General features: G+C 40.8%; 10 protein-coding genes and 3 pseudogenes. 8 read left to right on the plus strand and 5 right to left on the minus strand.

Annotated elements, in window-relative coordinates:
• The first annotated feature begins 88 nt into the window (after window positions 1-88).
• From PGX00_RS22630 to PGX00_RS22640, 3 genes and pseudogenes are all read left to right on the plus strand, one after another.
• Window positions 89-1,792 carry an FAD-dependent oxidoreductase gene (locus PGX00_RS22630; protein ID WP_272140823.1) on the plus strand — a complete coding sequence of 568 codons (1,704 nt, stop codon included), beginning with the start codon at window positions 89-91 and terminating at the stop codon, window positions 1,790-1,792.
• Between the two features lie 271 nt (window positions 1,793-2,063).
• Window positions 2,064-3,946 (plus strand): annotated as a pseudogene (locus tag PGX00_RS22635) (DUF294 nucleotidyltransferase-like domain-containing protein).
• Window positions 3,947-4,665 (plus strand): annotated as a pseudogene (locus PGX00_RS22640) (3'-5' exonuclease). It abuts the pseudogene before it with no gap.
• 158 nt (window positions 4,666-4,823) lie between these two features.
• On the opposite strand, the gene PGX00_RS22645 reads toward PGX00_RS22640, so the two are convergent.
• Window positions 4,824-5,909, minus strand: a complete 1,086-nt coding sequence (locus tag PGX00_RS22645; protein ID WP_272140825.1) for a ketoacyl-ACP synthase III — start codon at window positions 5,907-5,909, stop codon at window positions 4,824-4,826.
• A gap of 104 nt (window positions 5,910-6,013) precedes the next feature.
• Here PGX00_RS22645 and trxC point away from each other — a divergent pair, with 104 nt between their 5' ends.
• From trxC to PGX00_RS22660, 3 genes and pseudogenes are all read left to right on the plus strand, one after another.
• Window positions 6,014-6,457, plus strand: a complete 444-nt coding sequence (gene trxC, locus PGX00_RS22650; RefSeq protein ID WP_272140827.1) for a thioredoxin TrxC — start codon at window positions 6,014-6,016, stop codon at window positions 6,455-6,457.
• A gap of 20 nt (window positions 6,458-6,477) precedes the next feature.
• Window positions 6,478-7,025, plus strand: a pseudogene (locus PGX00_RS22655) (NAD(P)H-dependent oxidoreductase); the annotation flags it as partial.
• A 53-nt stretch (window positions 7,026-7,078) separates the two neighbouring features.
• Window positions 7,079-9,004, plus strand: coding sequence for a monovalent cation:proton antiporter-2 (CPA2) family protein (locus PGX00_RS22660; RefSeq protein WP_272140829.1), 1,926 nt, complete (start codon window positions 7,079-7,081; stop codon window positions 9,002-9,004).
• 32 nt (window positions 9,005-9,036) lie between these two features.
• On the opposite strand, the gene modC is transcribed toward PGX00_RS22660, so the two are convergent.
• The 3 genes from modC to modA all read right to left on the minus strand — a co-directional run bounded on the left by modC (window position 9,037) and on the right by modA (window position 11,707).
• Window positions 9,037-10,155: a molybdenum ABC transporter ATP-binding protein ModC gene (modC, locus tag PGX00_RS22665; protein WP_272140831.1), complete on the minus strand. Its 1,119-nt coding sequence runs from the start codon at window positions 10,153-10,155 to the stop codon at window positions 9,037-9,039.
• Window positions 10,152-10,847, minus strand: a complete 696-nt coding sequence (gene modB, locus PGX00_RS22670; protein WP_272140833.1) for a molybdate ABC transporter permease subunit — start codon at window positions 10,845-10,847, stop codon at window positions 10,152-10,154. The genes modC and modB overlap by 4 nt, the downstream gene beginning before the upstream one ends.
• A gap of 83 nt (window positions 10,848-10,930) precedes the next feature.
• The gene (gene modA / locus PGX00_RS22675; RefSeq protein WP_272140835.1) at window positions 10,931-11,707 is read right to left on the minus strand and encodes a molybdate ABC transporter substrate-binding protein; all 777 of its coding nucleotides are present in this window, start codon (window positions 11,705-11,707) and stop codon (window positions 10,931-10,933) included.
• Between the two features lie 381 nt (window positions 11,708-12,088).
• On the opposite strand from modA, the gene PGX00_RS22680 reads away from it, so the two are divergent.
• Entirely contained in the window at window positions 12,089-12,625 is a 537-nt protein-coding gene (locus tag PGX00_RS22680; protein ID WP_272140837.1) for a hypothetical protein, read from the plus strand.
• A gap of 202 nt (window positions 12,626-12,827) precedes the next feature.
• Window positions 12,828-14,807 (plus strand): diguanylate cyclase, encoded by a 1,980-nt coding sequence (locus PGX00_RS22685; protein WP_272140839.1) that lies wholly within the window; start codon window positions 12,828-12,830, stop codon window positions 14,805-14,807.
• A gap of 58 nt (window positions 14,808-14,865) precedes the next feature.
• Here PGX00_RS22685 and gnd read toward each other — a convergent pair whose 3' ends face one another.
• A complete protein-coding gene (gene gnd, locus PGX00_RS22690; protein ID WP_272140841.1) occupies window positions 14,866-16,314 on the minus strand; it encodes a decarboxylating NADP(+)-dependent phosphogluconate dehydrogenase in 1,449 nt (482 codons plus the stop codon).

Genomic DNA, 16,314 nt, shown 5'->3' on the forward strand with positions numbered 1-16,314 from the left:
AGTGGATTGTTATTGTTGTTTCTTAGCATTTTATATTTTACTTAGCATCGATAAAGCTAGGATTCAGGTTAATTTTTAGGAGAACACTATGACTAAAATAGTAATAATTGGTGGTGTGGCAGGTGGAGCATCTGCGGCAGCACGAGCAAGACGTTTAAGCGAAGAAGCAGAAATTATCATGTTCGAGCGCGGTGAATTCGTGTCTTTTGCTAATTGCGGTTTACCATATCACATTGGTGGCGATATCACTGAAAGAAGCAACCTACTTCTGCAGACACCAGAAAGCTTTCTCGCTAGATTCAATGTTGATGTGCGCACCATGAGTGAAGTTATCAGCATTGATAAAGACAATAAATCTGTGACCATTAAAAATGTATTGGATAATTCAGAGTATACAGAAAGCTACGATTTCTTAGTATTAAGCCCTGGCGCTGGCCCAATAGTCCCACCTATCCCTGGTATTCAAAACCCAATTACCCATTCGCTGCGCAATATCCCTGATATGGACAAGATCCTGAATACTATCCGTATGAATCGCCCAGAACACGCAACGGTTGTTGGTGGCGGTTTTATCGGCTTAGAAATGATGGAAGCGTTCCACCAACTTGGCATTAAAACAACGCTTGTTGAACTAGCTGATCAGGTTATGACTCCTGTCGACCGTGAAATGGCGGGCTTTGCTCACGCTGAAATCAAAGAGAAAGGCGTAGATCTTCGTTTAGGTGTGGCCTTAGAAGCCGTCGAATATGTTGAAGAACCGCACCTAGCAAATATTGAAAGCGGTGAAACAGACGAACATCCTCATATACAAGGCCATCTAAATCTTAGCCTAAGCAACGGCGACACAATCAAGACTGAAATATTAGTTATGGCTATCGGTGTTCGCCCTGAAATTCAACTCGCTCGTCAAGCAGGTTTAAAAATTGGTGATCTTGGTGGTATTTGGACTGCGCCAACAATGCAAACAAGCAACCCTTCTATCTATGCAGTAGGTGATGCAATAGAAGAAGCCGACTTTATAACGGGTAACCCTACTATCGTTCCGCTCGCAGGCCCAGCAAACCGTCAAGGTAGAATGGCGGCAGATAACATGTTCGGTCGTGAACAAACGTATCAGGGAACTCAAGGAACCGCTATCTGTAAAATCTTTGATTTAGCCGTTGCTTCTACGGGTAAAAATGAGAAAACACTTAAGCGTGAAGGTATTCCATTCAAGAAAATTTATGTTCACACCGCAAGCCATGCAAGCTACTACCCTGGTGCAGAAATTGTATCGTTTAAAATGCTGTACTGCCCAGATACTAAGAAAATTCTTGGTGCACAAGCCGCAGGTAAAGATGGTGTAGACAAGCGTATCGATATTATGGCCGTTGCACAACGCGCAGGTATGACTATCGACCAACTACAACATTTAGAACTGACGTACGCGCCACCATTTGGTAGTGCAAAAGACGTCATAAACCAAGCCGCTTTCGTTGCCAACAATATTGAAAACGGTGATTCAAGAGCCATTCATTTCGACGAGCTTGATACCTTGACAGATGACCAGTTGATTTTGGATGTTCGTACACCAATGGAAATCCAAAACTTCGGTACATTAGACGGCGCTATCAATATTCCTGTGGATGAACTTCGTCCTCGCATGAGCGAACTTCCAAAAGATAAAGAAATCATCATTCTTTGCGCTGTTGGGTTACGTGGTAACGTTGCTTACCGTCAACTAGTGAACAATGGTTATAAAGCTCGTAATTTGATTGGTGGTTACAGAACACTCATGTTTTCAAAAGCTTAATATAATCTAAAGGGAGCCATTCGGCTCCCTTATCGCTAAACTAATCATAACGAGAAGTGCTGTAATTACACGTCAAAATCTCGTCTACACTCCTCACCAAAAAAATCAACCAATTACTAAATACAGTAAATACCTAAAGTGCATAGTACTATGCTAGTACGAAAATAGATTTTTTATCATGAATAATTTGCTTGAGAGCAGAGAGTTAGCTGCACATAAGCAGTAGATGCAATATACTGTTATCAATATATTTATTCATACTGAGCGAACAATGGAAGTCGAACTATTAGAAATTCGCAACTTCATCAGCCAATACCCTCCTTTTGACCAACTTCCCGAAGAAGCATTGATCGAAGTGTCACAGAGTATCGAAATATCGTATTACCGGGCTGATACAACAATCATAGAGTTCGGCGACCGTATCCATGACCTCTTCATGATCCGCAGTGGAGTGGTCGAAATATATCGACGTACCGGTGAACTTTATAATCGTTTAGACCAAGGTGGAGTATTTGGTCAGATGGGGCTACTCACCAATAATAAAGTTCGTTTCCCAGCTAAATCTCTGAAAGATACGCTTTTATACTGCATTCCAGAGAGCCTTTTTGACACCTTATGCGAACGCTATGACGTTTTTGCAGACTTTGTTCAAGTCGAGAGCACCATCCGATTACAGCAAGCCGTCGAAGATAATAGTGATAACTCGAATACACTCACCACTTCAAAAGTAAAAACGCTACTTAGTGGCTTGCCAGTAATGGTACCAACTACCACCACAATTCAAAATGTCGCAAAAATCATGACTGAAGAAAATGTCTCTGCAGCACTGATTAACGATCCAAACCTCGCCGACGAAGGAGGCAATAGCTTTGTTGGAATAATAACCGAGCGTGACCTATGTGCTAAAGTGATTGCACATGGATTAGATGTCGATACTGAAGTTCTAGAAGTCATGTCAACAGAGCTTATCTCATTAGACCACAACGCTTATATTTTCGAAGCAATGCTTTTAATGCTTCGTTATAACGTCCATCATTTACCCATTTTAAAAAATAAACAACCGATTGGTATTGTCGAAGTTACTGACATCATTCGCTATGAGTCGCAGAATAGCTTGTTAATTGTCAGTAGTATTTTTCAACAAAACAGTATTGAAGATTTGATTATACTTTCGCATCAACTCAAAGATTGTTTTGTTCGAATGATCAATGAAGACGCTAACTCACATATGATTGGCAGAGCAATGTCGGAAATTGGACGAAGCTTTAAACAACGCTTACTCGAACTTGCAGAAGAAAAATTAGGGCCACCTCCTGTACCTTATTGTTTCCTAGCACTAGGGTCTATGGCTCGAGATGAACAGCTTATAGTGACAGACCAAGACAATGCCATAATACTTGATAATCAATATCAAGAAGCACTTCATGGCGCCTACTTTAAAGATCTTGCTACTTATGTATGTGATGGTTTAGATGCCTGTGGTTACTCCTACTGTACAGGAGAAATAATGGCAACTAATCCTGAATACCGAAAAACTCAATCTGAATGGGAAGCGTGTTTCTCAGATTGGATAGACAACCCAGTCCCTAAAACGCTTCTGAATTGTTCTATATTTTTCGACCTATACGGTGTGTATGGTAGGCTAAAATGGGCTGAGCATTTAAACGGATTTATCCTCAGAAAAGCCAAAAAGAACAATCGCTTTTTAGCCTGCCTTGCAAGGAATGCATTAAACCGAACACCACCACTTGGCTTTTTTAAAGATTTTGTGATGGAAAAAGATGGACGTCATAACAACTCTATTAATCTAAAAAGACGTGGCACTGCACCGTTAGCGGATCTAATCCGTGTTCATGCGCTTGCTATCGGGTCACAATCTCACAGCTCATTTGACCGGTTAGAAGACATTATCGAAGCAGGAATACTCCCCCATCAAAGGGAAAAGATCTTCAACACGCCATGGAGTTCATCTCCTTGGTTCGTATTCGTCACCAAGCTTTAGACATCGAGTCGGAACAGGAACCTGACAATAATATTGAACCCGAAAACATGTCCGATTTTGAAAGACGTAACCTTAAAGATGCTTTTTTAGTTTTAAGCAATGCACAAAACTTCCTCAAGTTTCGCTACACTGCCAACAGCATGAAAAGGTAAATGATGCGCTATTTTAATGATCAAGAGATCTTAAACTGGAAAGCCTTTTTCCAAATTAAAGCGTTAGAGTGTAAAGATAGTCGCCTAACTAATTTCTATAATTCAAGCACCTATTCTAATGAGGCCCAACTCAAAGACATCGAATTTGTAGCATTGGATTTTGAAACCACTGGGTTAGATGCCAATAAAAATAGCATTATAAGTATTGGACTCGTACCTTTTACGTTAAATAGAATATCTTGCCGAAAAGCAAAACATTGGTTTGTCACACCCGAAGATAAACTAAAAGAAGACTCAATTGTTATCCATGGTATTACCCATTCAGATTTGAAAGGTGCACCTAATTTATTGCGAATTTTAGAAAAGATATTAGATGAATTAGCAGGTAAAGTGGTTGTAGTGCATTATCGAAGGATCGAAAGGGATTTTTTGATTCAGCATTGCGCAATTTAATCAATGAGGGAATTATTTTCCCCGTGATCGATACCATGCAAATAGAGGCGTATATCCAACAATCTCGACCTAAAAAAATGATCGATTGGTTTAAAAAGAGTCGGCCTGTTTCTATCCGTCTTGCAAATAGTCGTACTCGTTACAATCTCCCAACCTACCCTCCACACGACGCACTTACCGACGCCATTGCCACAGCTGAATTACTTCAGGCACAAATTAACTACCATTTCAGCCCGGACACCCCTATATCAAAACTGTGGTTATAAATACTCACCACTATTGGAAAAACGTTTAATACCAACTCTACTCACCAACGCTTCAAATTAAATAAGAGCGAGGAAGCGAAAATTAATGGGCAAGTAGGCTCAACGAAAAAAAACAGGAGCTATTTGGCTCCTGTTTAATAAAATGGTTTTGATAATTTTTAGGCTTTAGGCTTTAGGCAATGCTTTTTGTGCTCTGCAATCAATTCAAGAGCTGTCTTATCACAATCAGGTAATGAAGAGTCGCTGCTATCAATTGGCGTAACTCGACTCCCCCATTTTAATAAACCCGAACCCCATGTTAATCCAGCACCAAAGGCAGCCACGAGAATATTATCACCAGGTTTAACGCGCCCTTGCTCTAGAGCTTCACACAAAGCAATAGGCACAGTCGCCGCAGATGTATTACCGTACTTTTGTATATTTACAAAGGCCTTATCTTGAGAAATCCCTGCCAAATCAGCTAATGTCTGAATAATTCTAATATTGGCTTGATGGGGGATGAGAACGTCAATATCTTGAGTACTCATCCCTGCACGTTGTAAAACGGTCTGTGCTGCAACACCCATTCCTTTTACTGCTCGTTTAAAGATATCGCGGCCAACAAAATTGAAATCGAAATAGCCATTATCAGCAGCAAAACGATCCATACTAGTACCAAATTTAGGCACCGAGAGTATATCGCGTCCTGCGGAATCACAGCCGATTAGTGCCTCTTGTAAGCCGACTTTTTCTTCCGTTCTACTAAGAATCGCTGCGCCAGCACCATCACCAAACAAAACCGCTGTATCTCGTTTACTCCAATCAATAAAAAATGAAAGGCGTTCTGCACCAATCACAAGAGCGTGTTTATAGTTACCGGCTTGAATTAGTCGTGTCGCTGTCTCTAAACCGTAAACAAAGCCAGTACAGGCGGCATTTAAATCGAAAGCAGCCGCACCAACGACGCCAAGATTTTGTTGGACCTTCGACGCAATATTAGGAATTAAAGAATCAGCTGAACAGGTAGCAACAATAATAACATCGAGATCATTCGCTTCAATACCGGCACATGCGAGTGCATGCTTTGCAGCAACAGTGGCTAATTCTGATGTATTTACATGGCTTATACGACGGCTCTCAATTCCCGTTCGAGAACGAATCCACTCATCAGAAGTTTCCATAAATGTGCTTAAATCATCATTAGATAAAACGGCCGGTGGCAGACATTTTCCCCACCCAGTTATTTCAGCGTAGTACTTCGTCATCTGTTCCTCTGTATTTCTATTGTTTTAATATGTTACGTTATATTGTATTCAAGTATACGCTTATACAGGCTCACTGATAAGCGACAATTTAAATAGGGAAAATTATGTCTACATTTAACACTCGATGCCCTTCCTGCAAAGGCATAAATAGAGTACCCGTTGAACGCGTTTCTGAAATGGCAAGCTGTGGTAAGTGCAAATCTCATTTATTTGACGGAGCACCAATTGAAGGTACCTCTGACAACATTAATGCGCTGCTATCTGCCAACACACCTGTTGTTATCGATTTCTGGGCGCCTTGGTGTAACCCTTGTGTAGGCTTCGCTCCAGTATTTTCAGATGTAGCTCAAGAGAGATTAGGCCAAATGAGATTTGTTAAAATTGATACCGAAGCGAATCAAGCATTAGCTGCCCAATATCAGATAAGAAGTATCCCGACTATCATGATATTTAAGAACGGCAAGAAAATCGACATGCTCAGCGGTGCCTTAGCGAAAGGCCAGTTCAATTCATGGCTTGATGCCGCACTCAACAAATCATCCAATTAGTTAGCTTAAAGGGACTGAAAATGAAAGATGCACCGTCTATAAACAATAAGGTGTTGCTGCTTTTTGCCCACCCTTCACTACGCCGTTCAGAAATCAATAAACCGATGTTTGAAGCTGCTGTAGAAACAGAGGGCGTTACTGCTATCGATCTTTATGCGAAGTATCCAACCTTTCAAATAGATATAGACGCAGAACAGCAGCTATTGCTGTCACACGATACCATCATTTTTCAGTTCCCTCTTTATTGGTATTCAACGCCATCTTTACTAAAAGAGTGGCAAGATCTCGTATTAGAACATGGTTTTGCTTACGGTGAAGGGGCTACTGCTTTGAGAAATAAACGATTCATGTGTGCATTAACAGCTGGTGGACCAGAGGAGGCGTATCGGAAAGATGGCTATAACCACTTCACTATCGCCGAACTTTTGCGTCCGCTAGAACAAATGGCCAATTTAACACACATGACCTACCTACCCCCTTCACTTTGTTCAGCTCAAGAACGGCAAAGGAAGAAGGCAAGTTAGTGGAGCACTTATCCGATTGGAAAGCCAAGTTAAAATCACTTGTAGCTCTTTCTTATATTGATTCTTCTACTGTTAAAGATCATAACGAGGTGGTCCTATGACCGGCTATTTTCTACAAGCATTTATTTACCTTAGTGCCGCCGTGATAGCAGTGCCACTGGCTAAGCGGTTCGGTTTAGGCTCTGTACTTGGTTATTTAGTCGCGGGGGTCGTCATAGGGCCCGTTATTGGCCTTGTCGGTGATGAGACGACATCAATCCAACACGTCGCTGAATTTGGTGTAGTGATGATGCTCTTTCTCGTTGGCCTAGAATTAGAACCTAAAATGCTCTGGGCAATGAGAAACAAACTTATAGGACTTGGCGGGCTTCAAGTTGGGTTGACAACGGCAGGCGTTACCGGTATAGCCCTGGCCTTCGGAATTACTTGGACTGTCTCTTTAACCATTGGTTTGGTGTTTTCTTTGTCTTCCACAGCGATTGTTTTACAAACGTTCAGTGAAAAGAACTTAGAAAAAGCTGAAGGCGCAAGAAATGCATTCTCGGTCCTTTTGTTTCAAGATATTGCCGTTATTCCTATGTTAGCCTTTGTTCCTTTACTGGCATTACCAGACCTAGTGGAAGCGGCAAAATCTATGGCATCGCAGGCCGCTGAACACCACGAAGAACTGAGCTTGGTTGCTGGTTTACCGAGCTGGGCTTACGGATTAGTCATTATTCTCTCCATAGGTATAGTGGTCGTTGGTGGTCATTTTCTTTCCCGTCCATTGTTCAAATACGTCGCTAAATCTGGCTTACGTGAAATTTTCACCGCGACGTCGTTAATGTTAGTAATTGGTATTGCCGCCCTTATGAGCCTAGTAGGATTGTCTCCAGCACTGGGTACTTTTTTAGCCGGTGTTGTATTGGCTAACAGTGAGTTTAGGCATGAACTTGAATCCAATATAGAACCTTTTAAAGGTCTATTACTCGGTCTCTTTTTTATCACTGTTGGCGCAGGGATAAACTTTGATGTTTTATTCAACAGTTTCGCACTAGTTATTTCTCTCACGATAGGTCTTATGCTACTGAAAGGAACGGTCCTTTTTGTTCTTGCTTTTATTTTTCGGATTAAGAAGAGTAATCGTTGGTTGTTTGCGTTGAGCCTCGCTCAGGCGGGCGAGTTTGGCTTCGTTTTGCTTAGTTTCAGCGTACAGAATCACGTTTTACCTCAAGAAATAGCTCAAACCCTTTCTTTGGTTGTAGCACTTTCAATGTTCCTTACACCGGGTCTATTCATACTTTTCGACAAAGTAATATTACCTAAGTATCAAAAAACCGAAAACGATCGCGAACCCGATACAATTGAAGAAACGGGTAATGTTATTATTGCAGGTGCAGGACGTTTTGGTCAGATCGTCACTCGCTTACTGAGTGCAAATAACGTTAAAACTACCGTTCTCGATGTAGAACCTACTCAGATTGATAACCTGAGAAAAATCAATATTAAGAGCTATTTCGGAGACGCAACAAAACCCGATTTACTTCATACCGCCGGCATTGAAAAAGCGTCCGTTATTGTGATTAGCATCGACAATAAAGAGGCTGTGAAAGAGTTAGTCGAATATGTAAAACACACCTATCCAAATGTGAAAATTATTGCTCGAGCATTTGATCGAGGGCACTCATATGCACTCCGACTAGCAGGTGCCGACACTATTATTTCTGAAACCTACTTCTCAGCATTAGAGGCGGGAAAGCAAGCACTTAAAGACGTTGGCTTTCATCCTTTTCAGGTTGAACAACAGAAAAATGCCTTTATAGCCATTGAAAATAAAGGGGCTGATAAAATGTTCGACACTTGGAAAGAAGCTTCCGAAGAGGATCGATATGATGTTGCCTATCAGAAACTATTTATAGAACTGGAAGAGGCAATAAGTTCGGCAATGAATGACGATCGCGCAGACAAGCACTCTCGAACAGAACGAGGATGGACTCCACCACCTAAAGGCTACGCCGATCTAGATAAACACACTATAGAATAAGTAGACCAATAATCTTTACCTAACGATTTGGATTACTCACTGGCGATGACATGTTTCATCGCCATATCTTTTTGAGTCACGCTGACCCCCTTAATCTGCGCGTATACTTTCTGACCTGGTTGAAGCTTAAGATCATCAAATGCCCACTTAGTGACATTCGCTTTTAACATACATATTTGACCTAAATCTAAAGTGACAGATACATTTTGGTTGCCTTGTTTGGTCTCTATAAGATCTATCTGTTTTATTGTAGCGGGTAAAATATTTCGAATAGAGGTACCAACCGCTTTTTGCAAAGTGATAGAAACATCGTTTGCTCGGATCTGCAATCGAATGGACGAATGTATTGGTTCATCGATGTGTTGAACCCACATGGATGTTTCTGTATTTAAACGTACTTTAGACAGAGCGTACTTGTCATGATGCTGACAGATCGTCGCTTCGAAAAGTGAGCTTTGTTCGGAAAATGATTGCCATGGTTTCATAGCATCTGAACCCCATACCGTTTCTAAGCTACCACTCGTTACAATGTGCCCTTCATCCATGAGTAGAATATGATCTGCTAGCCTTAAAATCTCACTTAAGCTGTGGGTTACGTACAAAATGGGGATGTTGATTTCTTGAGCCATTTTTTCCAAAAAGGGCATGACTTCTTTTTTACGAGGTAGATCTAACGACGCTAACGGCTCATCCATCAGCAACATATCTGGATTTGATAGCAGCGCTCTGGCTATAGCCACACGTTGCTTCTCTCCGCCGGAGAGATCTATCGGGAAACGATTCAGAAGATGAGACAAATTAAGAAGGTCGACAATATGATCGAACCCTTCAGGCTCTGCACTGCATTTAACACCATACAGCAAATTTGCTTTAACACTGTAGTGAGGAAAAAGTCTCGCATCTTGAAAAACGTAACCAATGTTGCGCTTTTCAATGGCCAAATTGATTTTGTTTTTGTGGTCAAAGATAACTTTTTCTTTTACCTTAATCTTTCCTTGTTCAGGCGTGATTAGTCCCGCAATAGCATTAATCAGAGAGGTTTTTCCTGAACCTGAACGACCAAAAATTGCCGTTATGCCAGATGATGGAATACGCTGCTCTACATTTAGCAACACATTACCGAGCTTGTGATTTAGTTTAATTTCTATCATCGTAACTTTGAATAACCTAAACGTTTTTGAGTCCGACGTGTAAGCCACTCAGAAACTAATAATGAAACCAGAGCAACGGCGATTGAAATAATACAAAGCCTTGCCGCAGCCACCTCTGCCCCAGGTGTTTCGATAAAGCTGTACATTGCCAAAGGTAAGGTTTGGGTCTCACCTGGAATATTTGAAACAAAGGTGATAGTTGCACCAAACTCACCTAAACTTCGAGCAAAAGAGAGCATCGTACCTGTCACGATACCTGGCAAAGTAAGTGGCAATGTAATGGTATAAAAAACCTTGAAAGGCGTTGCTCCAAGGGTTCTAGCTGCTTGTTCTAATCTGGGATCCACATTTTCTAAACTTAGCCGAATAGCTCTCACCATCAAAGGGAGCGCTACGATGGCAGAAGCTAATGCTGCTCCACGCCAACTAAAGCTAAAAGAGAGACCAAACGTATCCAATAGAAAAGAGCCGATAACGCCTTGCCTCCCCATCACAACCAGCAACAAGTAGCCAATAACAACCGGCGGTAAAACCAAAGGTAGGTGGATAAGGCTGTCTAATATCTGCTTACCATAAAATTCTTTCTTAGCCAGCAACCAAGCTAGAGCTATTCCAACCGGTATCAATCCGGCAACGGCAATTGAAGCAATTTTTAAGCTTAAAAATAGAGCTTCTAACTCAAATTCTGACAACTTTTCCGCACTCCGTTGAAATAGGTGTTACCAATTGAATCACATGACACCCAGTTAAACTAGTGGCACCCAACATCGTGACCCTATTTAAATCCGTACTCGGTGAACACCTGTTTTGCATCATCACTGGTTAAATAGTCTGCAAAAGATCTTACTTGTTCTGATTCTTTTACTATAGCCATAGGGTACTCGATACGGTCATGCAATTCGTTTGAAAATGTATCTAGAATAGAAACCTTATCATTTGTTAAGGCATCTGTTTTATACACTATACCCAGACCTGCTTCACCTCTTTCTACTAATGCTAGCGCTACGCGAACAGAATTTGTTGACGCGATCTTCTTTTTAACTGTATCCCAAACGGTTAAATTAATGAGTGATTGTTTGGCGTAAATTCCCGCAGGAACAGAATCTGGCTGACCTAATGCGATTCTTTCATTGAGTAGTACCTGATTCCAACCGGCTTTATCCGTCAAATCAAATTTATCAATCGACCTAGATTTGGGCTGTATAAGTACAAGTTCATTTTCAGCGACTACAGTGACACCTTCTTCGTGAATGACTTGTTTCGAAATCAAATAGTCTACCCACCTTGTATTTGCTGAAATATACAGATCAGCAGGCGCACCCACTTCTATCTGCCGCGCTAAAGAAGATGACCCAGCATAAATGGTGACAATTTTTACGCCACTTTTATCACTATAGCGTGCAGCCAATTCCGAGATAACATTTGTCATCGATGCAGCGGCATACACTTTAATGCTATCCGCAGCTATTGCCGCTCTAGGCGGCAATAAAAAGCATAAAGCGAACAAAATAACCAGCCGTTCCATAGACATTTCCTTTTTGATACTACTCATTTATTTTACTTTTCCGTCAAATTTACCAAAGCTGAGTTTTTTAATTGATACGCTAACATTGAAATTTGCAAAGAAGCGTCAAAATACCATGCAGATGATAATTTAGAATGCGATCAATCTCACTCACTTATCGAAATATTTCAATAAAAGAAAGATTTAGGTGGAATTTTCGTTACCGTTTCATCAAAGCGTTCAACTTTTAGTCATTCATGTGTCAAATAGTTGTCATGGCAAAATATACGTCATTAAAATAACGTCTCTCGATTCCCTCCTATAAAATTGAGAAGCGTTATAAAATCGGGCTTTCAAACCCAAAATAGTAATTTGGCATATTATTTGCTTTGAAAAACATAACTAAATTAAACAGTAAATGGAGTTTCCATGTTAAGCACGGCTCGCGCATTTTCAATAATTAGCCTTTTATTACTTTCAATAGGGTCTGTTTCTGCAAATAACTTCCCCTATAACGCGCTAGACTTTCGTATTGGAGCTAGCCCAGCCACCTTTGGCGCAGCTTACAGCATGCAATTTATGGAAAATGCCCACTTTATTGTACGCGGTGATAGTGAATTTTCGAATGACTACGATGTAGCTGCTGGTGTCGGTTTTAACGGTCCAATGAATCAATTTGTGGATATTACAGGTCAAATGTTAATACACAACATTAAAGATGACACATCAAATCTTATTGGTAATGAGTGGCTTCCAGAGTTTAATGTTGGTACGAGAATTTGGTTTTTGGACAATGTTGAACTACATGGAAAACTAGGTTGGTTAGTTGACGACGATGAAAACCATCTAATCTATGAAGCTGGTGCTCGTTTCCATTCGACGCAACAATTAGCACTGGGTGCCTCTATCCTTGATAATGGTGTGTATGGTAGTCAAATGATGATACATACTCGCTTTCACTTTTAAATAGAATTCATACTACTGCTTGTCAACATACATTAAATTGACTTTATTGCCGTATATTAGACGCTTATCAGTAAGCGTCTTTTTTTTGTCTTTATGAAAATAACTATCATTCTTTGTATATATGTTGATGAAGATATACTATTAACAATAGTTAAGATTCCCCACTTATTAGATACGGTTCAAGGATTGGCTTCTTCACCTCATGTTAATTGAAATTTCTAAACGGTTCTCAAACAGAGTTTTTCTCCGTTATCTTGCTATTTTGTCCTTAGTTTTTGGTTTGGGGATCCCTAGTAGTTCTTTAGCTCAGGAACCTGAGATTGTAAATATAGGCGTACTGGCTAAGCGCGGTAAAGACATTACCAAACAGCGTTGGTCAGCGACAGCTATCTATTTAACTAAGCTCATACCGACCAAACGGTTCAACATCGTACCGCTCAAATTTGATGAAGTGGATGCAGAACTTGATAGAGAGTCTATTGATTTTGTTCTTGTTAACCCAGCGATGTATGTTCAACTAGAGAGCACATATAACGTATCAAGAATTGCTACTCTTGTTTCTAATTATTCTAGTAATTCGGACGCCACTTTAGGTTCCGTTATCATATCCAGATCCGACTCACTAACATTGTCGTCTTCGAACGACATACTCTATAAATCCGTTGCGGCAGTAAGCCCACGTTCATTAGGTGGGTGGCAAATAGCATTAGGTAGACTCAGTCGCGATGACATTGATATACAATCCGATTTAAAAAACCTTCGATTTCTCGGTACTCATGATCTGGTTATTCAAGCTGTTTTAAAGGGTGCCGCCGATGTTGGTATCGTTCGAACCGGAACTCTTGAACAAATGGAAGCTGAAGGAAAGATAAATTTACAAGATTTTAGTATCCTTCCTAGTGATGAGACTGATCCTGAATTCACTCAGCTTACTAGTACGGGGTTGTATCCTGATTGGGCTTTCGCAAAATCAGCCCATGTTGACGATGTTGTTGCTAGACAGGTTGCTGCAGCATTACTCGTTATGAACTCGCAAGATGAGGCTGCATATACAGCTGACATTTCTGGGTGGACGACCCCAAAACATTACGCTTCCGTTCACGCGTTACTTAAAGAGCTCAAAATTCCGCCTTACCAAAAACTAAATGAAGATGACGATGAAGGTTACCTACTTGAGCTTGCGTCAGAACATACTTCGCTAGTATTTTCTGTCATAACGTCCTTTATCGTTTTGATATTTATGTACTTTAGACAGAAAGTATTAACCAAAGAACTGCGTCATGCGCAAAACTCACTTAAAAATTACTCTAATCGATTGCAGCTCGCGGCAGCAGCCGGAGAGCTCGGTATATGGGAATGGAATGTAAAGCAAGACAAGTTTTATTCCGATGATAGAACAAGTCAGATATTTGGCGTTAATAAACCGGACAACGTTTATACCTCTTATGATTGGTTTAGCCGAGTGCATCCAGATGACATCGACAAAGTCCAAACCGCCATGAATTTGTCACTCAGCGACAACGTGAAGTTTGATGTAGAGTATCGAATAGTTAAAAGTAACAACGAATTTTGTGCTGTAAGAAGTGCCGCAATTCATCGATATAGCAAATCAAGAAATGGATTAGTTGTAAACGGAGTAACCTGGGACATATCCAACCACCAGAGGTTGGTCGAAGAAAATAAAAAGCTTGCTACCCTGGACCCACTTACCAATGCGAAAAATCGACGTGGTTTTTTTCCATTAGCTCGAGCAGAGTTTAATCGTTGTCGGCGCTATGGGAATAGACTCGCACTATTAATGATCGACATCGATAATTTTAAACAAATTAACGATGTAAACGGTCACTCAACTGGTGATGCATCACTCGTTACGTTATCTGAAATTTGTCACTCAGTTTTTAGAAATAGTGATTTATTTTGTCGTATGGGTGGTGAAGAATTTATCGCCTTACTACACGAAAATACCATCGACCAAGCCCAAATTGTGGCAGAACGTTTACGTAAAGAAATTGAAAACGCATCTGTAACAACAAAGGGAATTTCTACCAAATTTACAGTCAGCATCGGCATTTCTGTTCTTATAGAATCAGACCAAACGATCGAAGATACCATCAGTCGTGCAGACAAAGCGTTGTACAAAGCCAAGCAACAAGGAAAAAACTGCATTGTAAGCGACATATAAAGACAAAAGGGATGTACATAGTACATCCCTTTTTGAATAGCGATTAACCTACCATTGGTTATACATCATAAGTTGTAGATGACGTATTACCACCAGTACCAGTCCAATTAGTATGGAAAAATTCACCAAGCGGTTTATCTACTCTTTCATACGTGTGGGCGCCAAAATAATCCCTTTGTGCCTGTATCATATTGGCTGGCAGACGTGACGTTGTGTAGCCATCTAAGAAGGTTAGCGCCGATGTCATTGTCGGCATAGGCAAACCTATTTCCAATGCTTTTGCCGCAACCTTACGCCACGCTGGCAAGCTATCAACTAAAATATCTTTAAAGTACGGATCAGAGCCTAGGAACTGAATATCAGGATTGTTTTCATACGCATCTCGTATGTTTCCTAAAAAGGCACTGCGTATAATGCACCCACCACGCCACATAAGCGCTACATTGCCATAATTTAACGCCCAATCATTTTCTTCAGACGCTTCTCTTATCAACATGAAGCCTTGAGCATAGGAGATAATTTTAGACGCAAGAAGAGCTTGACGTACCGCTTCAATCCACACTTTTTTATCCCCTTGGATCGGTGAAATCGTCTTATTAAATAGTTGCTCTGCTTCAATACGTTGGTCTTTTAATGATGAAAGACAACGAGCAAAGACTGACTCAGTTATCAGTGTAAGTGGTATCCCTAAATCCAAAGCATTGATACCGGTCCACTTCCCTGTACCTTTCTGGCCTGCTGTATCCAAAATCTTTTCAACCAAAGGGTTACCGTCTTCATCTTTATAGCCCAATATATCGGCAGTAATATCGATCAAATAACTGTCTAGTTCGGTGGATTTCCACTCTTCGAATATAGCTTGCATCTCTTGATGTGATAAGGACAACCCTTCTTTCAAGAAGTGATACGCTTCGCTAATAAGTTGCATGTCACCATACTCAATACCGTTATGGACCATTTTGACAAAGTGGCCTGCACCGTCCTTCCCAACCCAATCACAACAAGCCTCACCAGATTCTGTTTTTGCAGATATGGCTTGGAAAATAAGTTTAACATGTGGCCATGCTTCAGGTGCTCCACCAGGCATGATAGACGGGCCGAATCTAGCGCCCTCTTCACCGCCGGATACACCAGTTCCTACAAAATGAATGCCTTTTTCTTTGAGGCCCGCAACACGTCTATTTGTGTCTGGATAGTTTGAGTTTCCACCATCGATAATGATGTCCCCTTCATCAAGTAACGGGACCAATTGATCAATAAAATGGTCAACAACATCACCTGCTCTTACCATAAGCATGACTTTGCGCGGTGAGTCGAGTTTATCGACCAGATCTTGCATCGAGTTTGCGCCGATGATGTTGGTTCCTTTAGCAGGACCTTGAATAAATTCTTCTACTTTTGAAACTGTACGGTTATATGCAACAACTTTAAATCCATGATCATTCATGTTTAAAATAAGGTTTTGTCCCATCACGGCTAAACCAATTACACCAATATCACCTTTCAT

The organism is Vibrio algarum, assembly GCF_028204155.1.
Lineage (GTDB): Bacteria > Pseudomonadota > Gammaproteobacteria > Enterobacterales > Vibrionaceae > Vibrio > Vibrio algarum.

What these genes read in the sequence shown, in the direction of transcription:
- PGX00_RS22685 (WP_272140839.1), top strand. Translation starts at nt 12,828, where the DNA reads ATGTTAATTGAAATTTCTAAACGGTTCTCAAACAGAGTTTTTCTCCGT.
- gnd (WP_272140841.1), bottom strand. Translation starts at nt 16,314, where the DNA reads ATGAAAGGTGATATTGGTGTAATTGGTTTAGCCGTGATGGGACAAAAC.
- PGX00_RS22645 (WP_272140825.1), bottom strand. Translation starts at nt 5,909, where the DNA reads ATGACGAAGTACTACGCTGAAATAACTGGGTGGGGAAAATGTCTGCCA.
- modA (WP_272140835.1), bottom strand. Translation starts at nt 11,707, where the DNA reads ATGAGTAGTATCAAAAAGGAAATGTCTATGGAACGGCTGGTTATTTTG.
- modC (WP_272140831.1), bottom strand. Translation starts at nt 10,155, where the DNA reads ATGATAGAAATTAAACTAAATCACAAGCTCGGTAATGTGTTGCTAAAT.
- trxC (WP_272140827.1), top strand. Translation starts at nt 6,014, where the DNA reads ATGTCTACATTTAACACTCGATGCCCTTCCTGCAAAGGCATAAATAGA.
- PGX00_RS22630 (WP_272140823.1), top strand. Translation starts at nt 89, where the DNA reads ATGACTAAAATAGTAATAATTGGTGGTGTGGCAGGTGGAGCATCTGCG.
- PGX00_RS22660 (WP_272140829.1), top strand. Translation starts at nt 7,079, where the DNA reads ATGACCGGCTATTTTCTACAAGCATTTATTTACCTTAGTGCCGCCGTG.
- PGX00_RS22680 (WP_272140837.1), top strand. Translation starts at nt 12,089, where the DNA reads ATGTTAAGCACGGCTCGCGCATTTTCAATAATTAGCCTTTTATTACTT.